General features: G+C 72.3%; 21 protein-coding genes. 13 read left to right on the top strand and 8 right to left on the bottom strand.

Annotated features, from left to right (window positions below; translation table 11 throughout):
* Positions 1–50 precede the first annotated feature (50 nt).
* From OHS71_RS16220 to OHS71_RS16200, 5 genes are all read right to left on the bottom strand, one after another.
* Positions 51–812, bottom strand: a complete 762-nt coding sequence (locus OHS71_RS16220) for a succinate dehydrogenase iron-sulfur subunit (RefSeq protein WP_328480100.1) — start codon at positions 810–812, stop codon at positions 51–53.
* Positions 812–2,566 carry a succinate dehydrogenase flavoprotein subunit gene (sdhA, locus tag OHS71_RS16215; RefSeq protein ID WP_328480099.1) on the bottom strand — a complete coding sequence of 585 codons (1,755 nt, stop codon included), beginning with the start codon at positions 2,564–2,566 and terminating at the stop codon, positions 812–814. The genes OHS71_RS16220 and sdhA overlap by 1 nt, the downstream gene beginning before the upstream one ends.
* 33 nt (positions 2,567–2,599) lie before the next feature.
* Positions 2,600–3,082, bottom strand: a complete 483-nt coding sequence (locus OHS71_RS16210) for a succinate dehydrogenase hydrophobic membrane anchor subunit (protein ID WP_328480098.1) — start codon at positions 3,080–3,082, stop codon at positions 2,600–2,602.
* A 5-nt stretch (positions 3,083–3,087) separates the two neighbouring features.
* A complete protein-coding gene (sdhC, locus tag OHS71_RS16205; protein WP_328480097.1) occupies positions 3,088–3,468 on the bottom strand; it encodes a succinate dehydrogenase, cytochrome b556 subunit in 381 nt (126 codons plus the stop codon).
* A 267-nt stretch (positions 3,469–3,735) separates the two neighbouring features.
* Positions 3,736–4,257 carry a 2-oxo-4-hydroxy-4-carboxy-5-ureidoimidazoline decarboxylase gene (locus OHS71_RS16200; protein WP_443047167.1) on the bottom strand — a complete coding sequence of 174 codons (522 nt, stop codon included), beginning with the start codon at positions 4,255–4,257 and terminating at the stop codon, positions 3,736–3,738.
* A 195-nt stretch (positions 4,258–4,452) separates the two neighbouring features.
* On the opposite strand from OHS71_RS16200, the gene OHS71_RS16195 reads away from it, so the two are divergent.
* The 8 genes from OHS71_RS16195 to OHS71_RS16160 all read left to right on the top strand — a co-directional run bounded on the left by OHS71_RS16195 (position 4,453) and on the right by OHS71_RS16160 (position 12,260).
* Complete coding sequence (locus OHS71_RS16195) at positions 4,453–6,132, top strand: beta-N-acetylhexosaminidase (RefSeq protein ID WP_328480096.1); 1,680 nt, start codon at positions 4,453–4,455, stop codon at positions 6,130–6,132.
* A gap of 141 nt (positions 6,133–6,273) precedes the next feature.
* Positions 6,274–6,828, top strand: coding sequence for a hypothetical protein (locus OHS71_RS16190; protein WP_328480095.1), 555 nt, complete (start codon positions 6,274–6,276; stop codon positions 6,826–6,828).
* A gap of 208 nt (positions 6,829–7,036) precedes the next feature.
* On the top strand, positions 7,037–7,441 hold the full coding sequence (locus OHS71_RS16185) for a hypothetical protein (protein WP_328484534.1): 405 nt from the start codon (positions 7,037–7,039) through the stop codon (positions 7,439–7,441).
* Positions 7,442–7,641: 200 nt separating this feature from the next.
* On the top strand, positions 7,642–8,076 hold the full coding sequence (locus OHS71_RS16180; protein ID WP_328480094.1) for a hypothetical protein: 435 nt from the start codon (positions 7,642–7,644) through the stop codon (positions 8,074–8,076).
* A 124-nt stretch (positions 8,077–8,200) separates the two neighbouring features.
* Positions 8,201–8,833 carry an RNA polymerase sigma factor gene (locus OHS71_RS16175; protein WP_328480093.1) on the top strand — a complete coding sequence of 211 codons (633 nt, stop codon included), beginning with the start codon at positions 8,201–8,203 and terminating at the stop codon, positions 8,831–8,833.
* Between the two features lie 459 nt (positions 8,834–9,292).
* Positions 9,293–10,093 carry a hypothetical protein gene (locus tag OHS71_RS16170; protein WP_328480092.1) on the top strand — a complete coding sequence of 267 codons (801 nt, stop codon included), beginning with the start codon at positions 9,293–9,295 and terminating at the stop codon, positions 10,091–10,093.
* 290 nt (positions 10,094–10,383) lie between these two features.
* Positions 10,384–11,043, top strand: coding sequence for an RNA polymerase sigma factor (locus OHS71_RS16165; RefSeq protein WP_328480091.1), 660 nt, complete (start codon positions 10,384–10,386; stop codon positions 11,041–11,043).
* On the top strand, positions 11,043–12,260 hold the full coding sequence (locus OHS71_RS16160) for a hypothetical protein (RefSeq protein WP_328480090.1): 1,218 nt from the start codon (positions 11,043–11,045) through the stop codon (positions 12,258–12,260). Before OHS71_RS16165 ends, OHS71_RS16160 begins: the two co-directional genes overlap by 1 nt.
* A 222-nt stretch (positions 12,261–12,482) precedes the next feature.
* Here OHS71_RS16160 and OHS71_RS16155 read toward each other — a convergent pair whose 3' ends face one another.
* A complete protein-coding gene (locus tag OHS71_RS16155; protein ID WP_328484533.1) occupies positions 12,483–13,325 on the bottom strand; it encodes a L,D-transpeptidase family protein in 843 nt (280 codons plus the stop codon).
* Positions 13,326–13,570: 245 nt separating this feature from the next.
* On the opposite strand from OHS71_RS16155, the gene OHS71_RS16150 reads away from it, so the two are divergent.
* The gene (locus OHS71_RS16150; RefSeq protein ID WP_328480089.1) at positions 13,571–15,151 is read left to right on the top strand and encodes an acyl-CoA mutase large subunit family protein; all 1,581 of its coding nucleotides are present in this window, start codon (positions 13,571–13,573) and stop codon (positions 15,149–15,151) included.
* A gap of 107 nt (positions 15,152–15,258) precedes the next feature.
* On the opposite strand, the gene OHS71_RS16145 is transcribed toward OHS71_RS16150, so the two are convergent.
* Positions 15,259–16,614 carry an FAD-dependent monooxygenase gene (locus OHS71_RS16145; protein WP_328480088.1) on the bottom strand — a complete coding sequence of 452 codons (1,356 nt, stop codon included), beginning with the start codon at positions 16,612–16,614 and terminating at the stop codon, positions 15,259–15,261.
* 70 nt (positions 16,615–16,684) lie between these two features.
* On the opposite strand from OHS71_RS16145, the gene OHS71_RS16140 reads away from it, so the two are divergent.
* From OHS71_RS16140 to OHS71_RS16125, 4 genes are all read left to right on the top strand, one after another.
* A complete protein-coding gene (locus tag OHS71_RS16140; protein ID WP_328480087.1) occupies positions 16,685–17,335 on the top strand; it encodes a TetR/AcrR family transcriptional regulator C-terminal domain-containing protein in 651 nt (216 codons plus the stop codon).
* A 114-nt stretch (positions 17,336–17,449) separates the two neighbouring features.
* Positions 17,450–18,511: a glycosyltransferase gene (locus tag OHS71_RS16135; RefSeq protein WP_328480086.1), complete on the top strand. Its 1,062-nt coding sequence runs from the start codon at positions 17,450–17,452 to the stop codon at positions 18,509–18,511.
* The gene (locus tag OHS71_RS16130) at positions 18,501–19,031 is read left to right on the top strand and encodes a GtrA family protein (RefSeq protein WP_328480085.1); all 531 of its coding nucleotides are present in this window, start codon (positions 18,501–18,503) and stop codon (positions 19,029–19,031) included. Before OHS71_RS16135 ends, OHS71_RS16130 begins: the two co-directional genes overlap by 11 nt.
* On the top strand, positions 19,028–20,296 hold the full coding sequence (locus OHS71_RS16125) for an NAD(P)/FAD-dependent oxidoreductase (RefSeq protein ID WP_328480084.1): 1,269 nt from the start codon (positions 19,028–19,030) through the stop codon (positions 20,294–20,296). The genes OHS71_RS16130 and OHS71_RS16125 overlap by 4 nt, the downstream gene beginning before the upstream one ends.
* Before the next feature lie 211 nt (positions 20,297–20,507).
* Here the strand turns inward: OHS71_RS16125 and OHS71_RS16120 are convergent, their stop codons facing one another.
* Positions 20,508–22,244, bottom strand: a complete 1,737-nt coding sequence (locus tag OHS71_RS16120; RefSeq protein WP_328480083.1) for a hypothetical protein — start codon at positions 22,242–22,244, stop codon at positions 20,508–20,510.
* Position 22,245: the final 1 nt, after the last annotated feature.

Genomic DNA, 22,245 nt, shown 5'->3' with positions numbered 1-22,245 from the left:
CCAAGGAGCGGGGCCCTCGCCGTGTCCCGGGGCTCGGCGAGCCCGAAGGATCAGAAGCGGCGCGTGATGAGCGCCCGCTTCACCTCCTGGATCGCCTTCGTGACCTCGATGCCACGCGGGCAGGCGTCCGTGCAGTTGAACGTCGTGCGGCAGCGCCAGACGCCGTCCTTGTCGTTCAGGATCTCCAGGCGCTGCTCACCCGCCTCGTCACGCGAGTCGAAGATGAAGCGGTGGGCGTTCACGATCGCCGCCGGGCCGAAGTACTGGCCGTCGTTCCAGAACACCGGGCAGGACGACGTGCAGGCCGCGCAGAGGATGCACTTCGTCGTGTCGTCGAACCGCTCGCGGTCCTCGGCGGTCTGGAAGCGCTCGCGCGTGGGCTCGTTCGTCTCCTTCGTGATGAGGAAGGGCATGACGTCCCGGTACGCCTGGAAGAACGGCTCCATGTCGACGACCAGGTCCTTCAGGACCGTCAGGCCCTTGATGGGCTCGACCGTGATCGGCTTCTCGGGGTTGATGTCCTTGATCAGCGTCTTGCACGCCAGGCGGTTCTTGCCGTTGATCCGCATGGCGTCCGAACCGCAGATGCCGTGGGCGCAGGAACGCCGGAAGGTCAGCGTGCCGTCGACGTCCCACTTGATCTTGTGGAGACCGTCGAGGACGCGCTCCTTGGGGTCGATCTCCAGCGTGAAGTCCTGCCAGGAGGCCTCCGCGGAGACCTCCGGGTTGAACCGGCGGACCCGGAAGGTGACCGTGATGTACGGGGAGGCCGCGGACTCCGCCTCGACCTTGTCCAGAACGGGGGTTGCCATCAGTACTTACGCTCCATCGGCTGGTAGCGGGTCTGGACGACCGGCTTGTAGTCGAGACGGATGGACTCGGTGCCGTCGTCGCCCACCTCGCGGTACGCCATGGTGTGGCGCATGAAGTTGACGTCGTCGCGGTTGGGGTAGTCCTCGCGGTAGTGACCGCCGCGGGACTCCTTGCGGGCCAGCGCCGACACCGCCATGACCTCGGCCAGGTCGAGCAGGTTGCCCAGCTCGATGGCCTCCAGCAGGTCGGTGTTGAACCGCCTGCCCTTGTCCTGGATCGCGACGTTCCGGTAGCGCTCGCGCAGCTCGGCGAGCTTCTCGACGGCCGTCTTGATCGTCTGCTCCGTGCGGAACACCATGACGTTCGCGTCCATGGTCTCCTGGAGCTCGCGGCGCAGCTCCGCCACCCGCTCGGTGCCGGTGGACGCGCGCAGGTGCTCCACCTGGTCGATCACCTGCTGGGCGGGGTTCTCCGGCAGCTCGACGTACTCCGCCTTCTGCGAGTACTCGGCGGCGGCGATTCCGGCCCGCTTGCCGAACACGTTGATGTCCAGCAGCGAGTTCGTGCCCAGCCGGTTGGCGCCGTGCACCGAGACACAGGCGACCTCGCCGGCCGCGTACAGGCCCGGGACGACCGTCGTGTTGTCGCTGAGGACCTCACCCTGGACGTTCGTCGGGATGCCGCCCATCGCGTAGTGCGCGGTGGGCTGGATCGGGATCGGGTCCGTGTAGGGCTCGATGCCGAGGTAGGTGCGCGCGAACTCCGTGATGTCCGGGAGCTTCGCGTCCAGCTGCTCCGGCGGGAGGTGGGTGAGGTCGAGGTAGACGTGGTCGCCCTCGGGACCGCAGCCGCGCCCTTCCCGGATCTCCGTGTAGATGGAGCGCGAGACGACGTCACGGGACGCGAGGTCCTTCATGACCGGCGCGTACTTCTCCATGAAGCGCTCGCCGTCCTTGTTGCGGAGGATGCCGCCCTCACCGCGGGCGCCCTCCGTCAGCAGGATGCCCATGCGCCAGATACCGGTCGGGTGGAACTGGAAGAACTCCATGTCCTCCAGCGGCAGACCTCGGCGGTAGACCGCGGCCTGGCCGTCGCCCGTCAGCGTGTGCGCGTTCGACGTCACCTTGAAGAACTTGCCGGTGCCGCCGGAGGCGTAGATCACGGCCTTCGCCTGGAAGACGTGGATCTCGCCGGTCGCCAGCTCGTACGCGACCACACCCGCGGACCGCTTCACCCCGTCGACCTCGGTGATCAGCTGGTCGAGGACGTAGAACTCGTTGTAGAACTCCACGCCCTCCTTCACGCAGTTCTGGTACAGCGTCTGGAGGATCATGTGACCGGTGCGGTCGGCCGCGTAGCAGGACCGGCGGACCGGGGCCTCGCCGTGGTTGCGGCTGTGTCCGCCGAAGCGGCGCTGGTCGATGGTGCCGTTCGGCGTCCGGTTGAACGGCAGGCCCATCTTCTCCAGGTCGAGGACGGAGTCGATGGCCTCCTTCGCCAGGATCTCGGCGGCGTCCTGGTCGACCAGGTAGTCACCGCCCTTGACCGTGTCGAAGGTGTGCCACTCCCAGTTGTCCTCCTCCACGTTGGCCAGCGCGGCGGCCATGCCGCCCTGCGCGGCGCCCGTGTGGGAGCGGGTGGGGTAGAGCTTGGTCAGCACGGCGGTGCGGCTGCGCTTCGTCGACTCGATCGCGGCGCGCATACCGGCGCCACCTGCGCCGACGATGACTGTGTCGTACTTATGGATCTTCATGAGTGGTTCTCTCAGTCCCTCGGTCCCGTGCGCCTAGCGGATGTTCGGGTCGAAGGTGAAGATCACCAGCGTGCCCAGCAGGATGGTGAACACCGTGGCGGTGTAGAGCAGGCCCTTCAGCCACAGCCGGGTGTTCGCGCGCTCCGCGTAGTCGTTGATGACCGTGCGCAGGCCGTTCGCCCCGTGCAGCATCGCGAGCCACAGCATCAGCAGGTCCCAGACCTGCCAGAACGGGGAGGCCCAGCGGCCGGCCACGAAGGCGAAGCCGATCTTGGAGACGCCGCCGTCCAGGACGAGCTGGATCAGCAGGTGACCCAGGACCAGGACGACGAGCACGACGCCGGACAGGCGCATGAACAGCCAGGCGGCCATCTCGAAGTTGCCACGGGTGGACTTCGGGGTCTTCCTGGTCCGCTTGCGCGGGGGCTCGATGAAGGGAGCCGGGTTGTCCACGTCGTAGCCGGAGCCGCCCTCGACGGGGCCGATCCCGGCCGCGGTGGTTTCAGTGGTGGCCATCGGTCTCAGCTCCCGAACAGTTCACGAGCGGCGTGGCCGAGAACGGGGTAGATCGCCCCGAGCATCAGCACCAGCCACAGGCCGACGACGCTCCAGAGCATGTGCTTCTGGTAGCGCGTGCCCTTCGACCAGAAGTCGACGGCGATGACGCGCAGGCCGTTGAGCGCGTGGAACAGGATGGCGGCCACGAGGCCGTACTCCAGCAGCGCCACGATCGGCGTCTTGTAGGTGGCTACGACCTTGTCGTAGTCCTCGGGGGAGACACGCACGAGGGCGGTGTCCAGCACGTGAACGAACAGGAAGAAGAAGATGAGGACGCCGGTGACTCGATGAGCCACCCAGGACCACATTCCTTCCCGGCCGCGGTACAGCGTTCCAGCCGGCACGGAAGAACCCTCCGGGAGCGGGGATTGGGGCCTGCCGGCTTGGGGTGTCGGACGGGCCCGGCCGGGTACGGTCCACCGGCCCCCAGCATCGTAGCCAGCCATCGGCTCGGCGCTTACAGGGGGCCTACCGGTGTGATCAAAGTGGCACGCGTTTGGGTTAGTGTTCCCGGCGTATGGTCCGGGTTGTGCGGTTGTGTCCGTGTACTGGTTCGTCGTGGCCGGTCGCGCCACGCGGCGGGGCCGCGGATCGGCGGGGCCCCGGGCCCCTCAGAGGAGCTGCCTGAGCCGTTGCCTCGCCAGGCGGCGGAGTTCTTCCGCCGCGACCACCCGCTCGTCCTCGGGATCGTTTGCCAATCGTGACCGGATGCCCTCCAGGACCCGGTCCAGGGCCTCGGCCGCCGGGACGCCGTCGAGGCAGATGACGAACGTGTGTCCGAATCGGGCCTCGTAGGCCGTGTGGGCCGCGTTCAGTGCCATGTGCGCCGCCCCGTACGCGTCCTCCGGCAGGCCGGGCAGGTGCTCCGCCGCCAGGGCCTCCGCCATGTCGCCCGGGCTCAGGTCGTACGCGGCCTCGTCGGAGGCGGCCAGCAGGGCGTCGAGCGTCGGGTAGGGCCGGTGGTCGGCCACGCGACGGGCCCAGCGGAGGCTGCGCAGGCAGTCCAGCAGGATGCGGTGCGCCTCTTCGGTGGACGTGGTGTTGAAACCGTCCAGCGGTGGTGCGGGTGAGGTCCGGGTCTGCGCCGGTATGGCGAGACGTCCGGAGAGAGGGGAGAGAGGGTGCGCAGGCAGCGTGGATCCTCACGTCACGTGTGATGTGGCAGGGGATGCAGTGAAGGGTGTGTCGTCACGTTATCGAGAGTGGTCAGGACGTGTCCGACCGATGCCTGAATTTCACCCGAACGAGAGAGTTTCGGAATGTGTCGTGGACTTCACCACGCCGCGCTCGACGCGCCTCGGGCGGAGGGGAGTCGTACGGTTGGCGGGATGAGCAGGCACAGGCACCGGCGCCGGACGCCGCAGAGGAAGCCGCAGCGCCAGGTGGTGACGCGGGCACTGCTGGCGGGCGGGCTGGTCGCCGCCCTCGGCGCGGGACTGGGCGTGTGGGCCTCGTCGGACGACGGCACGGCACCGACCGGATCGGCCGCCTCCCGGCAGGCCGCCGCGGGGACGTCCGCCGCCGGAGACGGCGGCGCGTCCGCCGCCGCCCGGGCCGCGAGCCCCACGCCCAGCCGCTCCTACGCCCTCTCCACCACCCCCCGCACCATCCCCGCCGTCCGCTCCCACACCCCGGCGCGCGGCCCCGGCTGGCGGCCGCAGGCCACGCACCGGGTGGTGGTGAGCGACGCGTCGCTCACCGACGAGGGGCGACTGGTCGCCGGTGAACTGGGGCTCACGTACGCCGGGGAGAAGAACGACGTACGCGCCGGGGACCTGCGGCTGGCGCTCAACGACGACGAGGGCGCGAACCCGGAGTCGTACACGATGACGGTGCGCGGCGGTCGGGTCACCGTCAGCGCACCCTCCGACGCCGGCGTCTTCTACGGCACCCGCAGCCTCAAGCAGGAGGTGCACGGCGGCGGTACGGCGCCGGAGGGCGTCGTGCGCGACCAGCCGGCCAAGCCGCAGCGCGGGTTCACGCTGGACATCGCGCGCAAGTACTTCAGCCCCGCCTGGATCGAGGACCGGGTGCGGGAGCTCGGCGACCTGAAGTACAACCAGCTCGGCCTGCACTTCTCCGACGACCAGGCCTTCCGGATCGAGTCCTCCAGCCACCCGGAGATCGTCTCGGGCCTGCACCTCACCAAGGCCCAGGTGAAGAAGATCGTCGACCTCGCGGCGAGCCGGCACATCACCGTCGTGCCCGAGATCGACTCGCCGGGACACCTGGGCGCCGTCCTCGCCGCCCATCCGGAGCTCCAGCTGCGCAACGCGAGCGGGGTGGCGACCCGCGGGGCCATCGACATTTCCAAGGACGACTCCGCGAACCTCCTCGACGACCTGCTGGACGAGTACGCCGACGTGTTCCCCGGCGCCTACTGGCATCTGGGCGGCGACGAGTACCAGGCCCTGACGGTGTCCAGCCCGGCCGCCTCCTACCCCCAGCTCGCCGCCGCGGCGAGGACCCGGTACGGCTCCGGGGCGGGCGTCGCCGACCTCACCACCGGCTGGCTCAACGACCGCGCCGACACCGTCCGCGCCCACGACCGGACCATGCGGGTGTGGAACGACGGGTTCTTCCGCGGGACGTCGGTCAGGCCGGCCTCCGACCTCGTGGTCGCGTACTGGACCGGCAAGGAGATCGGGGCGCGCACACCGGTGGAGTACCTGAGCGCGGGACGCAAGGTGCTCAACTACAACGACGAGTACCTGTACTACGTCCTCGGCGAGCCGAACGACTTCGCCTACCCGACCGGGCAGCGCATCTACCAGCAGTGGACCCCGCGGGTGCTGCGCGGCACGACGCCGGTCGCCGCGAAGTACGACGCCCAGATCCTCGGCGGCTCCCTCTCGGTGTGGTGCGACCTCGCCAACTCCCAGACGCAGGCCCAGGTCGCGGCCGGCATCCGGATGCCGCTGCGGGCCACCTCACAGAAGCTGTGGGACGCGGGAACGCCCCCGCTGACCTGGACTCAGTTCACGGCGCTGGCACAGAAACTGGGCTGAGCGCCCGGGCGACTCCCGGCCCGACCGGCGCATCGACTCGGGGTTGGCTGAAAAACCCTCCTGTGATACTCCTGGCCTGTCGCACGCAGTAAGGGGAAGTGCGGGCTCCGTAAGGTCGGTGCCCTGGCGAGGGGGGCGTGGATGAGCCTGGTGGAACTGATCGCTCAGGCCGACGAGCGCGGGCTGGCGGCCAGCGGGCTGGCTTGTTTGGATCGGTGTGTACCGCTGCTCGGTGGTGACGACGAGAGCCTGCGACCGCTGTGGGGGAACCTCGCGGAGGCCTCCGACGCCGCCGACTGGGGCGAGCTGCTGGAACAGGCGCGCGCCAAGCTGGCGTCCACCGCCGAGGAGGGCGACGAGGCCGGTCTCCTCGCCCACCGGATGCTGGCCGCCGCCCCCGACGACCGCTCCACCGCCGAGGTGCGTCTCTGGGCCGACGCCTGTTCCGTCGCCTCCCTCCAGATACACCGCCTCCTCGACCCGGCCGAGGACCCCTCCTCCGTCGTCGCCCGCCGGGAAGGCCGCACGGAGGGCATGCCGCCCCTCGCCGCCGCCGAACTGCGCCGCCAGATCACCGTCCTTGAGGTGATCGCCGGTCATGGCACGGGGGGCCTGCGCCGTGCGCTGGAGATCACCACGGAGGGACGCCGGGTGCTGCGCGCGGTGGTCTCACGGCGCGCTCGTGGACGTAAGTGAGCGGAGTGCGGGGAAGGTGCGGTGGTCCTGCACCGGTCCTGGGCAGGCCCCGGAAACGGGTGACGCCACCGCCGCCGGCCTCGCTGTTCATGAGGTGACGCGTAGGACGACCGACCAGAGTGACCGGGCCGACCCCATGGCCCGGACCGACCGGAGTGACCGGGCCGACCCCATGGCCCGGACCGACCGGAGTGACCGGGCCGACCCCATGGCCCGGACCGACCAGCCGGCCCCGCCGGCCCCTCGGCCCGCCGCCGCCGCGAGACCCGTGCGATGGGCGACGGAGGCGGTGGCCGCCGCGCCCGACGCCGTCCGCCCCCATCTGGACCACTCACCGCAGAGTCTGTGGCGCGTCGACCGCCTGATCGAGGAGCTCCGGCGCGAGGGCTCGGCGCCCACCGCCGTGGCGCACGTCCTGCGCGGGTTCGGCGCGTACGCCGGCGAGGTGATCGTCCGGCGGACCGGCGGCGAGTGGTGGGGTTCCGGCGGCGACCACTGGGTCCGCACCCCCGACGGCCGGCTGTGGGAACCCCTCGACGAGTCCCGCCGCTGCTTCGCCGGCCACGGCTCCCTGCGGCTGCTGTGCCGGGACGCGACGCGGGACCGGCGGTGACCGGCGGCGGGGGCGGGGAGCCCGCCGCCGCACCCCTCGTGGCGGGTCACGGCCCGGCAGCCCGGCGCCCGGGTGCGAGACCCGCGTCACCCGCGTCACCTGCGTCGGCGCCTCGGTGAGTGATGTTTCGGGGCAGTCGCCCGCTGGGACAGCGGGGGCCCGGCAGGTGGCGCCCCCGGTGCCGGTGAAGGGCGGGGCTCATGGGGAGCAAGATGGACGAGGCGACTCCGGACGCGCGGGCGATGCGGGACTGCGCCGCCGGGTTCGTCGCGTGGGTCGTCGCTCGGCAGCGGTTGCCGCTGGACTACTCCGTCGCCAGCCTGCGCCTCGTCGACTTCCTGGTGGACGGGCTGCGCAAGGGCGGGGCGGAGCGGGAACGGGTCCAGGGCACGCTCGTCGGGCTGGGGGCGTACGTCGGCGAAGTGCTCGTGCGGCGGGCCGGCGGGACCTGGGTGGATCTCGACGACGCCCAGCGCGGCTGGTTCGGGCAGTCGGTCGGGGTGCGGATGCCGGACGGACGGGTGTGGAACCCGCTCGGCAAGGTCGTCAACCGGTTCGAGACCGGCGGCCCGCAGGACTCGTTGCGGACGTTCTATCTGACCCTGCACGGACGGGTCCGGCGTGAGGCCGCCTGACCGCCCGCTGTGACATTTCCGTGAGGCCCGACGCTGATGACCGTGGGGGCGTGGCCGCGTCCGGACCCGGTGTCCGACGGGGGAGTCGCGCGCCGGAACGAACTCCGCACGAACGAGGACAGTCTTGGGCCAGGGAGGGGAACCCCGGCGCGCGCACGCGTACGACGGGGAACTGGGCGCGGCCGTGACGCGGGCCCAGGACGGCGACGAGGCCGCGTTCGCCGTGGCGTACCGGATCGTGCAGCCCGGACTGCTGGGTTATCTGCGCGGGATCGTCGGCGACGACGCCGAGGACGTGGCCTCCGACGCCTGGCTGGAGATAGCGCGGGACCTGGGGCGGTTCAGGGGCGACGGCGCCGGTTTCCGCGGGTGGACGGCGACCATCGCCCGGCACCGGGCCCTCGACCATCTGCGCCGGCTGCGGGTCCGGCCCCGGTCGGCGGTCCTGGACCCGGACGTCGTCGTCGACCTGCCCGGCCCGCACAGCACCCATGACCAGGCGCTGGAGTCGCTCTCCACCGAGCACGCCCTGGAACTGGTCCGCGGGCTGCCCCGCGACCAGGCCGAGGCGGTGCTGCTGCGGGTGGTCGTCGGGCTGGACGGGCCCGCCGCCGCCCGCGTCCTCGGCAAGCGCCCCGGCGCCGTCCGGACGGCCGCCCACCGGGGGCTGAAGCGGCTGGCCCGGCGGCTCGGTGAGGAGGGCGCGGGCGAAGGTGTGACGGAAGGCCGCCCCCGGACGCTGGGGGAGTCGATATGAACGCCGTGGGCCGCGGACCGTATGGATCAGTGGCGGACGCGGCCACCAGGCCGAACGGTCCGATCGGACGGACGGGACAGAGGCGGGAACGGAATGGGTGAACGGCCGGACGACGGCGCGGGCCACAGCCCTCGGCATGAACCCCCCGCACGCCCCGCGCACGTAGCGAGCCCCGGGCACTCCGCACCTCCCGCGCACTCGGCACGCCCCGGCTCCTCCGGCGAATCCGACGGGCTCTCCACCTCCGCCCACTCCGGTGCCCCCGAGGGGCCGGCCGCTTCCGCCCGCTCCGGTGGCTCCGACGGGCTCCTCAGTTCCGCGGGCCCCGCCGAGCCGGAGGGGCCGGTCACTTCTGCCGTCTCCGATGACTCCGTCCACCCGGTCGGTCGCGCGCCGTCCGCGGGCGCCGACACGGTCGCCGTCGGCCGGGTTCCGGCGCCGCAGGCCCCGGGGCCCGCGGTGCCGGAGCTCGAGGCGCTGCTCGCCCAGGCCCTGCTCGCCCAGGCCCGGCGCGGACCCGGCGGCGGCTCGCACAGCGGGAGCGGAGCCGACGGGCACGGCGGCAGCGAGGGCGAGCGGCGGGCCGTGGCCGCCTTCCGGGCCGCCCGGGACGCGGGCGCGCACCAGACCCGTACCCGGCGCCGGGACGACTGGCGGCCCCGGACCCGGCGGTATCCGGCCCGCTCGCTGAGGGCCACGCTCTCCGTGCTGGTCGCGGGGCTCGCGCTCGGCGGGGTCGCCTTCGCCGCCATCGGCTCCGCCACCGACGGCCGTGCCGACGCCGGGGGCCCCGGGCGGCCGCCCGCCGCGTCCTCGGCCGGGGCCCGGTCCACAGGCTCCCCCCTGCACCCGACGTCGGCCGCTACCGCCGGCCGGGACCGTCCCGGGACCGCCAAGGACACCCGGGCGCACTGCCGTGCCTACGAGAACGTCCGGGGGCGGGGCAGGGCGATGGACTCCACGGCCTGGCAGCGGCTCGTCGCGGCGGCGGGCGGCGAGGAGAAGGTCGCCGCGTACTGCGCGGCGCAGGGTGGGCCGAAGACCGAGAAGACCGAGAAGGCCGAGAAGGCCGGCAGGACCCCCAAGGCCGGCAGGCCGGCGACGCCCGACGTGGGCTCGAAGGCGGGGAACACCCCGGGGCCCGCGGAGAGCGAGAAGCCGGGGGTCGGCGAGAAGCCGGCGAAGACCGCAGGCGCCGACGGGAACGGCACGGCCGGGAACGGCGTCGGGGCCGCCGGGGGCGGGGCCCAGGGCGGGTAACCGGTTGCCGCCAGAGCGACGGCCGGGGCCGCCACCCCCCACAGGAGAGGCCCCGGCCGTCGCGCGGCACGGGCCGCGCGGCGGCCCGTACTTCCTACAGCGCCATGAGTGCGTTTTCTGTCACACCCCCGGCCACCCGCTCGCGTCACGAGTCAGTTGCATGTTCCACGAACGTGGACGTGCGGCGGTTTCAGGTCGTAACGTGCCTTTCGCGCCGGACGGCCAAGCGGCAGACCACCGCAACGACCTGCGGTCCACGGACCGCGAACCATCGACCGAGGAACCACGACGTGGGGGACGACGCGGAGCTGACAGCCGCGGTGCTAGCGGCACAGAACGGGGACGAGACCGCGTTCCGGACTGTGTACCGCGCGGTGCACCCGCGGCTGCTCGGGTACGTACGGACGCTCGTGGGCGACCTCGACGCCGAGGACGTGTCCTCCGAGGCCTGGCTCCAGATAGCCCGGGACCTGGAGCGGTTCAGCGGTGACGCGGACCGCTTCCGCGGCTGGGCCGCCCGGATCGCCCGCAACCGGGCGCTGGACCACGTGCGCATGCGCGGGCGGCGTCCGGCGACGGTGGCCGACGACACCGAACTGACCGGGCGGGCCGCCGAGTCCGACACCGCGGGCGAGGCCATCGAGGCGCTGGCCACCGGCCGTACCCTCGACCTCATCTCCCGGCTGCCGCAGGACCAGGCCGAGGCCGTCGTCCTGCGGGTCGTGATGGGCCTGGACGCCAGGACGGCCGCCGAGACCCTCGGCAAGAGACCCGGCGCCGTGCGTACGGCAGCGCACCGCGGTCTGAGGAAGCTCGCCGAACTGCTCGGCGAGGATCCGGAGACGGCGGGCGCCCTCGACGCCCTGCCGCCTCAGCGACAACCCCGCTCGCGCGCGGTGACGTCCGCCGGTGTGACGCGTACACGCGCGCGGACGCAGAAGGACATGTGATGGCCGACAAGCAGGACAGGTGGCTCGATCGCGAAACGGCGGAGCGTCTGCTGCGCGGTGAGTCACCCGACAACGCTGTCGACGGCCCGGCCGCAGAAGGGGCCGAGCGGCTCGCCCGTGCCCTCGGCGCGCTCTCCGCGCCGGCCGCCGAAGCCCTGCCCGCCGACGAGGAACTCCCCGGCGAGGCCGCGGCCCTGGCCGCCTTCCGCAAGGCCCACGCGGACCGCGCCGACCTCGCCCGCCGCGCCGGCTTCACCGGCTCCGACCTCGCCCCGGGCGTGGCCGGGCTCGCCGGTGAGACCCCGGCCGACGGCCGGCCGCGTGTCGTGCCTGCCGCCGACGCCGGGCTGGTGCGCATCGGGGGCCGGGTGCCGCAGGCCGCAGGCCGTGGCCGCCGGAGTCGGCATGTGCGTCTGGGGCTGGCCGCCGTGGTCGCCGCCGGGCTGGTGGGCGGGATCGCGGCCGGGGCGGATGTCCTGCCGACCCCGTTCGACGGCGTAGGACCGGCCCGCCCCGTGGCTTCGGTGTCGGCGGCCGTGCCCCCGGACGGCCGGCACTCCCTCGCCTCACCCACGCCGGACGTCTCGGGCGGCGGCACGGGCCCGGCGATCCCCGGCGGCGGCACGGGCCCGGCGATCCCCGGCGGCGGCACGGGCGGCACCGGCGGGGAGGACAGCGGGAAGAAGGGCACCGGCGGCCCTGCCTCGACCGCCCCGGGCTCCCGCGGCACCTGGCCGAGCGGCGTGACCTCGTCCTGCCGCGACCTGAGCGCCGGCCGGACGCTCGACACCGAGCGCCGCCGGAGCCTGGAGCAGCTCGCGGGCGGCGCGACACGCGTGCCGAAGTACTGCGCGGACGTCCTCGACGGGCCCTCCGCCGGCAACCCGCGGGGTGACGACCGCGCCTCGAACGGCACGGCCGGGCGCGACGGCGGAAAGAGCCAGGACGGCCGCGGAGGCCATGGCGGCGGCTCGGGCGACAAGGACGGCTCGGGCGGCGGTTCCGATGACGACGACGATGACGGTGGTCGAGACGGGGACGGCCACGGCGGCGGTCACGGCGGTGGTGGTCACGGCGGCGGTGGCGGCCGTCACGGCATCGGGTCGGGCCGACCGGGTGGCTCGGGCCATGCGGGCGGCCCGGGTCACTCCGGTCACTCCGGCGGCTCCGGTCACTCCGGCGGTTCGGGCGGCGGATGGTCCCCTCACCATCACTGACCTGCGAATTCGTGGTCCGCGGAAACTTTCTTCGCCAAGGGTGTGACGTTTTCCGCGGCCGGGGCGCAGTAACAAGTGAGCCGACTGGTCATCGGCCCTTGCACAGAGCCGGGGTTCCCCCCGTACTTCCGGCTCGTGCGCTCGGCGCGGGCGGGACACGTTCCCCCGGTCCCGCTCGCGCCCCCGGCATCTCGCTTCCGCGGTCCTCTCGCACCCTTCTGCTCACCAGGACACGACGACCTTGTCGCCGTTCCTCACCTGCGCGAAGAGACTCGCGATCGCCGTCTCGTCCCGCACGTTGACGCACCCGTGGGAGGCTCCCGCGTAGCCGCGGGCGGCGAAGTCGGACGAGTAGTGCACCGCCTGCCCGCCGCTGAAGAACATCGCGTACGGCATGGGTGAGCCGTAGAGCGTGGACACATGGTCGCGGGACTTCCAGTAGACGTGGAACACGCCCTCCCGGGTGGGGGTGTACTGCGAGCCGAAGCGGACCGACACCGTCGTCAGGGTCCGGCCGTCGATCATCCAGCGCAGGGTGCGGGTCGTCTTGTCGATGCAGAGCACCCGTCCGGACAGGCACCGGGAATCGGGCGCGGCGGCGGGCTGGCCGCCCATCAGGTACATCTCCCACTCGCCGGGTTCGTGTGTCATCCGCAGCAGCCGCTGCCAGGTGACGGTGTCGGTCTTCCCGGTCGTCGGCAGCCCGCGCTTGCCCTGGAACCCCTTCACGGCCTGCTCGGTGAGTTCGCCGTACGTCCCCGTGGGCCCCTCGAAGAGCCAGGCGACCTGGCGCAGCCGGGCCTGGAGTTCGCGGACGTCCCGTCCGGTGTCGCCGCGCGACCACAGCACGGCGGGTGGCGGGGCGACGGTGGCGGGGCGGCCCGGCCTGTTGTCGGTGGTCGCTCCGGCCGGCGCCGACGGCGGTGCCGGGGCCGGTGCTGTCCGGCCGGCGTCGGCCCGGCCCGGCGGGCGCGCCTCTCCGTCGGCCTCCTCGGTCCGCACGGTGCAGCCGCACACCGTCACCAGAGCCGCCGTGCCGGCCAGGACCGCGATCGATCTCCGCATTCGCATGCCTGAGATGGTCCCCCCGGATGACGCTTCGCGAACGGACCGGCATTGTTGTCACCGGGACCGTCACCACTCTGTGAGGAAGGTCAAAGCGTGCCCCTCTCCACCGGGCGCGCGCACGCCGATACAGTCCGTCGGTAGGTCGGACCGTACCCGTGAGTAACCGGGTGTCCGGTGAGCGGCCGGCAGGCGGCACGACCACTCGAAGCAACGGGTACTGCTCAGCGGGAGGCATCACACCAATGGCGCGTGAGTCGGAGTCCGGACTGCCCATCGAGCCGGTCTACGGGCCGGATGACCTGGCGGGCTGGGACCCTGCCGAGCAGCTGGGCGAGCCGGGTCGCTACCCCTTCACCCGGGGCGTGTACCCGTCGATGTACACCGGCCGCCCCTGGACCATGCGCCAGTACGCGGGCTTCGGCACCGCCGTGGAATCCAACGCACGGTACAAGCAGCTGATCGCCAACGGCACGATGGGCCTGTCGGTCGCCTTCGACCTGCCCACCCAGATGGGCCACGACTCCGACGCGCCGATCGCGAGCGGCGAGGTCGGCAAGGTGGGCGTGGCGATCGACTCGGTCGAGGACATGCGGGTGCTGTTCGGCGGGATCCCGCTGGACGAGGTGTCGACGTCCATGACGATCAACGCGCCCGCGGCCCTTCTGCTGCTGATGTACCAGCTGGTCGGCGAGGAGCAGGGCGTCCCGGCCGACCGGCTCACCGGCACGATCCAGAACGACGTGCTGAAGGAGTACATCGCGCGGGGGACGTACATCTTCCCGCCGAAGCCCTCGCTCCGGCTGATCGCCGACATCTTCAAGTACTGCCGGGCCGAGATCCCGAGGTGGAACACCATCTCGATCTCCGGCTACCACATGGCGGAGGCGGGGGCGTCCCCGGCGCAGGAGATCGCCTTCACCCTGGCCGACGGCATCGAGTACGTGCGGACGGCGGTGGCGGCGGGCATGGACGTCGACGACTTCGCGCCCCGCCTGTCCTTCTTCTTCGTGGCCCGCACGACGATCCTGGAGGAGGTCGCGAAGTTCCGCGCCGCGCGCCGGATCTGGGCGCGGGTGATGAAGGAGGAGTTCGGCGCGAAGAACCCCAAGTCGCTGATGCTGCGCTTCCACACGCAGACGGCGGGCGTCCAGCTGACGGCCCAGCAGCCCGAGGTGAACCTGGTCCGCGTCGCGGTCCAGGGCCTGGCCGCGGTCCTCGGCGGCACCCAGTCCCTGCACACGAACTCCTTCGACGAGGCGATCGCCCTTCCCACGGACAAGAGCGCGCGCCTGGCGCTGCGCACCCAGCAGGTGCTGGCCTACGAGACGGACGTGACGGCGACCGTCGACCCCTTCGCGGGCTCCTACGTCGTCGAGAAGATGACCGACGACGTCGAGGCGGCGGCCGTCGAGCTGATGAGGAAGGTCGAGGACCTCGGCGGCGCGGTGTCGGCCATCGAGCACGGCTTCCAGAAGTCCGAGATCGAGCGGTCGGCCTACCGGATCGCGCAGGAGACCGACTCCGGTGAGCGGGTCGTGGTCGGCGTCAACCGCTACCAGCTCGACGCGGAGGAGCCCTACGAGCCGCTGCGCGTCGACCCCGCCATCGAGGCCCAGCAGGCCGAACGCCTCGCCGAGCTGCGAGCGCAGCGCGACGGGGCGGCGGTGGACGCGGCCCTGGACGCTCTGAAGAAGGCGGCGCAGGGCGAGGACAACGTCCTCTACCCGATGAAGGACGCGCTGCGGGCCCGGGCGACGGTGGGCGAGGTGTGCAACGCCCTCCGGGAGGTCTGGGGGACGTACGTGCCGTCGGACGCGTTCTGAGCCGGGGAGCCGCCCCCGCCGGATGATCGGGGCCCCGCCCTCCCCGCCGTTCACCTCCCCCGACGGCGGGAACGAGGACCGGGGACGGCTCCATCGGCCGGTGCCGTTCAGCCGAGGCCGAACCGTGCGCGGTAGGCCCCGAGGCCGTCCTCCGTGGCGCCCGCCCAGCCCACATGGCCGTCAGGGCGGACCAGGAACACGCCGGAGTCCAGGGTCAGCAGGGTCCAGTCCGGGCCCCTGAGCCGGTCGAAGAGGCGGACGCCGTCGACCGTCAGGTCCGGGACCCGGTCGCCGGCGGACAGCGGGCCGGGGGTCTCCCGGGTCTCCTCGCTCAGTGACGAGTGCCGGTAGTTCAGGCCGAGCTGACGGGTCGCCGCGCCCCGCTTCGCCTCCGCACGGTGGATCGCGGTGGACAGGCCGAGGACGTGCGCTGCGACCGGACGCCGCTCCTCCTCGTAGGTGTCCAGCAGGGTTTGCGGCGCGCGTCCGTCCAGCACCGCGCCCAGTTTCCAGCCCAGGTTGTAGGCGTCCTGGACGCTGGTGTTCAGGCCCTGGCCGCCGGCCGGGGAGTGGACGTGCGCCGCGTCCCCGGCGAGGAAGATCCGGCCCTCGCGGAAGCGGTCCGCCAGGGCGGCTCGGGGGCGGAAGTCGGAGGACCAGCGGACTTCGGTGACGTCGTCGGGTGCGAGGTGGGTGCGCTCGGCGACCGCCCTGCGGACACCGGCCGGGGAGCGGTCGATGTCCGTGCCCTCCGGGAACTGCGCCACCAGCTGGAAGTCCTCCGTGCCCGCCAGCGGGCAGATCGCCGCGAACCCCGGGCCCTGCGCGCCCGGCGGGAAGACGTGCCACCGGTCCCGGTCGAGCCCCGTGATCCGCACGTCCGCCACCAGCAGCGGGTCCGGGTCGACCGTCTCGCCCGCCATGGCGATCCCGAGGGCGCGGCGCACCGCCGAGCGGCCCCCGTCGGCGGCGACGGCGTACCGGGCGCGGACCGGCCCACCGGAGGCGAAGTGCGCCGTCACGCCGTCCCCGTCCTGGTCGAGCCGCACGACCTCACGGCCGAAGGCCACGGTCCCGCCCAGCTCCGTCAGCCGTGCCAGCAGGATCTCCTGGTTGCGCCACTGCGGGATCATCCAGGGGACGGTGAAGCGGGAGCCCTCCTCGCCGTCCTCCGCCGGGTCGAACATCGTGTGCTCGCCGGCCTCCTTGCCGTCCGTCCAGATCAGGCCCACCGGGTACGGGCCACCGGCGGCGAGGATCCGGTCCAGGACGCCGAGATCCTCGTACACCTCCAGCGTGCGCGGTTGCAGACCCTTGCCGCGGGAGCCCGGGGTGAGGCCCTCGCCCCGCTCCGCGACCAGTGCCCGCACTCCGCGCCGGGCCAGGTCGATGCCGAGGGCGAGACCGGTGGGACCCGCGCCGACGATCAGGACGTCCACGTCCGCATACCTGTCGATATCCATGCAACTCTCCTTAACGTTGTTAAGTGGCGCTGCCCACGAGAGTGGCCTTAACGGCGTTAAGCTGTCAAGTGTGAGTACCGAACGACGCGCCCCCCTCGACCGCAAGCGGGTGGCGGACACCGCGCTCCGGCTCCTCGACGAGACAGGTCTCGACGGGCTGACCCTGCGTGCCATTGCGAGAGAGCTGGACGTCAAGGCGCCGGCCCTCTACTGGCACTTCAAGGACAAGCAGGCCCTGCTGGACGAGATGGCGACCGAGATGTACCGGCGGATGGTCACGGGCATCGCGCTCGACCCCGCCGACACCTGGCAGGACCGGCTGCGCAAGGTCAACCACGGGCTGCGGGCGGGGCTCCTCGCCCATCGGGACGGCGCCAAGGTCTTCAGCGGCTCCCGCTTCACCGGCACCGAGCACGGCGGACAGATGGAGGAGAACCTGCGCCTCTTCACGGCCGCCGGCTTCACCCTCGCCGACGCCGTGCGCGCCTCGTCCACCGCGTACGCGTTCACCATCGGGTTCGTCACCGAGGAGCAGGGCGTGCAGCCGCTGCCGGGTGAGCGGCGCGAGGGATTCGACGTCGGAGAACGCGCCCGCCGGCTCGCCGAGTTCCCTTTGTCGGCGAAAGCGGGCGCGGAGATCTTCGAGGACTACGACCGGCAGTTCGAAGACGGTCTCGAAATCGTCGTGGCGGGAATCTCCGCGCGTTACCGGATCCGATAACCGAAGATCCGAAAGCCCGCGGCATTCCGGGCGGGCTCCGTATGTCGATCCATGGCATTGCACCACTCATCGCGCGTTGGGGCCGCGTTCACATCGCGCCCTTACGTTCGCCGAATGCCTGACATATCCAGCCGGGTGCAGGAGTCCCGCGCGCCCCGTCGGCGTGGTGGCGCCGCGCTCGTCTCCTATGTGCTGCCCGTCTTCAACGAACAGGACGGGATCCGCCACTTCCACGAAGAGCTGGTGGCGGCATTGGGTGAACGCCCCGAATTCACCTTCGAGTTGGTCTACGTCAACGACGGGTCCACCGACGACTCCGCGGAAGTCCTGGAAGACATCGCGAAGAACGACCGGCGCGTCCGCGTCGTCGACTTCGCGCGCAACTTCGGGCACCAGATGGCCATCACGGCCGGTGTCGACGAGGCGCGCGGCGATGCCGTGATCGTCATGGACACCGACCTCCAGGATCCGCCGAAGGTCAGCCTCCGGCTGATCGACGCCTGGCGGGACGGCGCGGAGATCGTGCACGCCCGTCGGCGCAGCCGGCAGGACACGTTCTTCAAGCGGGCCACCGCGCACGCCTACTACCGGCTCCTGCGGTCCTCCACCGATGTGGACATCCCGCTGGACACCGGCGACTTCCGGCTCATGGACCGACGCGCCGCCGACGAGCTGCGCCGCTTCAGGGAACGCAGCCGGTTCGTGCGCGGCATGGTCGCCTCGATGGGCTTCCGGCAGAGCGAGGTGCGCTTCGACCGCGACGAGCGCTTCGCCGGAGAGACCAAGTACCCGCTGCGCAAGATGGCGCGGCTCGCCGTCGACGGGCTGACCGGCTTCTCCACCGCACCCCTGCGGATGATCACCAAGCTGGGCTTCGCGGTCCTCGCGCTCTCCCTGGCAGGCATCTGCTACGCGCTCGCCATGAAGGTGCTGAGGCCGGAGATCACGGTCTCCGGCTGGACGATGCTGATGGTCGTCGTGCTGTTCCTCGGCGGTGTGCAGATGCTCTCGCTCGGCGTGCTGGGCAGCTACATCGGGCGTACGTACAGCGAGGTGCAGGGACGGCCCCTCTACACCGTGCGGCAGGTCATCTCCCACGATGCGAAGGACGCCGTCGAGCACGCCGTCCCGCACGATGCGGAAGTCGGCTTCGACGGCGCCGGCCATGGCCGCTGAGGGCGTGGTGCGCGCCGGCTCCCGTACGGACGCCGCATCCGGCCTCCCGGCCGGCCCGAACTCCCCGACGGGCACCGGCTCCCCGCAACCCACGGGCTCCCCGGCGCAGAGCGGCACCGCGCGCAGCGCCGACACCGGCACCCGTACCCGGGACCTCCGGCAGCTGGTCACGTACGCGCTGGTCGGCGGCAGTGGCGTCCTCCTCGACCTGGGCGCGTTCCTGCTGCTCTACAACGTGGCCGGACTGCACGAGCAGCTGGCCAACGTGCTCTCCACCAGCCTCGGCATCACCAACAACTTCGTCCTGAACGCCCTGTTCACCTTCGGCAGGCGCGACCGCCTGCTGCTGCGCTACCTGCGCTTCTACTGCGTCGGGCTGACCGGCATCGCCCTGACGTTCGTACTGCTCGCGGTGTTCTCCCGAGGGCTGGGCATCGACCCGAACCTCGTCAAGGCCGGCTCGCTCCCGCTGGTGCTGGTCGTCCAGTTCGCGCTCAACAGAAAGTGGAGTTTCGCATGAACCTCGGCGTCATCGGCGCGGGAGCGACCGGCCTCACCGCCGCGTACGACGCGGTCAAGCAGGGCCACGCGGTCACCGTCCTGGAGGCCGCCGACGAACTGGGCGGGCTCGCCGCGTCGATCCCCGTCGGGGGCGTGCCGCTGGAGCGCTACTACCACCACATCTTCCGCAGCGACCACCGGATGATCGAGCTCATCGAGGAGCTGGGCCTGGGCGGCGACCTGCGCTTCCACAGGACCACCACCGGTGTGTACCGGGGCGGGCGGACGCACCCCTTCAGCACTCCCGCGGAGATGCTGGCCTCCCCGCTGTACGGCCTGCCCGCCGGTATCCGCTTCGGGCTGTCGTCGGCGTGGCTGAAGATCGTGCGCGACGGGGAGCGTTTCGCCGACCGCACCGCCCTGGGCTGGCTGAACAGGTGGGCAGGACGGCGCGCCACCGAAGCCGTCTGGGAGCCGCTGCTGCGCGGTAAGTTCGGCGACCGAGCCGAGCAGGTGTCCATGGCCTGGCTGTGGGCGCGCGTGCACTGCCGCACCTTCGAACTCGGCTATGTGGACGGCGGGTTCGACCGGGTCTACGCGACACTCGCCGACCGGATCGCCGAGCGCGGCGGCAAGGTCGAGTTCGGCAGGCGGATGGAGACGATCCGCCAGGACGGCGACGACGGGCCGGTCACGGTACGCACCGCGGACGGCGCCTCGTACACCTTCGACCACCTGATCGTCACCACACCGCAGCCCGCCTTCGCCAAGGCGGCCGAGGTCCCGGCCGACGACGCCGTCTGGCGCAACCAGTACCTGGGTGCGACCTGCTTCGTCCTGGAGCTGGACCGCAGCGCCGTCCCGTACTACTGGCTCAACATCAACGAGCCCGACTTCCCCTTCCTCGCGGTCGTCGAGCACACGCGCATGATCGACCCGGCTCAGTACGGCGGCCGCCACATCCTCTACGTGGGCAACTACGTGGAACGGGACGACTGGCGCTTCACCACCGATCCGGCCGAGCTGCTGGAGCGATACCTGCCGTGGCTCAGGCGGCTGAACCCGGAGTTCGACCGCTCCTGGATCCAGGCCTGGCACTTCTCCCGGGCGCCCTTCGCCCAGCCCGTGGTCACGCCCGGGTACAAGGCGCTGATCCCCGGCCACCGGACGCATCTCAGCCGGGTGACACTCGCGACGATGGCGCAGATCTACCCGCAGGACCGGGGACAGAGCTACTCGGTGGAACTGGGCCACAAAGCGGCCCGCATCGCGGGCGTCGCCTGACCCGCCGCGGCGGCACGGGACGCGGAGAACGGACCCGTGAGAACGGACCCGGGAGAACAGGTCCGGCAGCGCAGGCTCCGGGAGCACCGGCCCCGGCGGGGGTTCCCGCCGGGGCCGGTCGCGTGCGCGCCCCGCGCTCCGCGCCCCGCGCCCGCGCCCGCGCCCCGCGGGCACGGCGCTGCACCCGGGCGAGGCGCCCGAGGCGGGCGGGTCAGCGGCGGGCCGTGCACACCACGAGCTGCCGTCCCTCCGGCTTCGGGCACGCGTACGCCCTGCGGATGTCGGCGGCGATCCGCGGGTCGATCACGCCCAGCGACAGCCAGCTGGGCTGGTAGACGGCGTAGGCGGCCGGGTGCTCCTGCGTGAGGCAGCGCACGTTCTCCCGGGTCGACTTCAACGAGGGCACGTCGGTGAGCTGCCGGGGCACGTTGAAGAACGTCGGGAAGGGATACCGGCAGCGGGTGGGGTGGCCGATGTAGTAGGCCTGCTGACCGAAGGCCAGGTACAGGACCGGGACGCCGGGCGGCAGCTGGGCGTCGACCTGCCCGGCCGCCGTCCGCGCCGAGCGCGCCTGCACCTTGAGTTCGGCGTTGGTCGTGACGATGTGCCCCTCGCTCACCCGGACCCCGGAGGCGGGCCACACGGTGGCGGCCAGGCACGCGACCAGCGCCAGGACGGGCAGGGCGACCGGAACGCGGCGGGCGCGTGGACGCGGTGCCCGCACCCGCAGCAGGTCCAGCCCGCCCGCGAGGAGGGCCGCGCCCGAGGCGAGCCACGCGAGCACCGCCGTGTCGACGTCCGCACGGACGAAGGCCAGCAGCGGGGTCAGCGCCCCGTACAGGAGAGCGAGCGCGGTCAGGCACAGCGGCGGCCGGCCGTGTGCGCCGTACCAGCGGCCGATCGCGAGGCCGGTCAGGGCCGCGGCCGCCACCGGCAGGCTCTCGCCGTGGTAGGCGAACCAGTTCCCCTGGTAGACCACGACGGCCAGACCGACGACCAGGAGCAGCAGGGTGACGAGCACCGCCTCGACACGATGGCGGCGCGAGGACAGCGTGGCGGTGAACAGCAACAGCGCACCGGGCAGCAGCGCGAGCACCGGCGTCAGCGCGATCCGGTCACCCAGATACTCGGCGGTCCGCAGCAGCAGGTGCGGGAGGACGAGCGGCTCGTTGCCCAGCGCGTGCGCGTTGATGTGCGGCATGTCCCGCAGCCACTGGAGTTCGCGCGAGCCCGACCAGGCGCTGAGCACGAACAGCAGGCCGGTGCCGACGGCGGTCGCGGCGGCGAGCAGCAGGCCCCTCACGCGGTCCAGGGCGAAGACCACGAGGAGCGCCATCGCGGCGGTGCCCGCGGTGGAGTACTTCATCAGCACGGCGAGACCGAGCGGCAGCGCCGCGAGCACGGCGGCCCGCCAGGGGCTTCGCACGCCGAGCGCGGCGGCGACGGCGACCGTCGCGAAGACGATCGCGAACCACTCCGGCTGGAGGTAGTCGATGACGGGCGCGAAGGCCAGGGCCAGGGCGGTCAGGCCCGCGACGAGCATCGCGTCCCGCTCGGGCATACGCCGGCGAAGCGCCCGGTGCAGCAGCAGACCGGCGGCCGCGCACAGGGCGAGGCCGATGAGCCGCATGAGGGCTTCGCGCACCGCGTTCGATCCGCCGGTGACGGAGTCCAGGGCGTGGAGCAGCCAGCGGTAGAAGAAGGGCCGGTGGGCGAATATCTCGGAGGGGGACAGGCCGCTCGCCCCCGTCGTCCGCAGGGCGGCGAGCACGTAGCGGATGTCGAGGAAGACGCCGGCGGTGAGCGTCGTGTAGATCAGCAGCGCGGCGGTGGCGACGGCGGTGGTCCACCCCGCGGGAGAGGTGAGGCGCAGCCGGCGCGACACCGGTCCGGGCCGGCTCCGCCCGCGCTGTGCGGCGGGCGGAGGTGAGGTGGATATATCGGTCACG

The sequence above is a fragment of the Streptomyces sp. NBC_00377 genome (assembly GCF_036075115.1).
Lineage (GTDB): Bacteria > Actinomycetota > Actinomycetes > Streptomycetales > Streptomycetaceae > Streptomyces.
The sequence above is the reverse complement of the archived record's forward strand: the minus strand, read 5'-3'. Positions and strand labels throughout refer to the sequence as shown.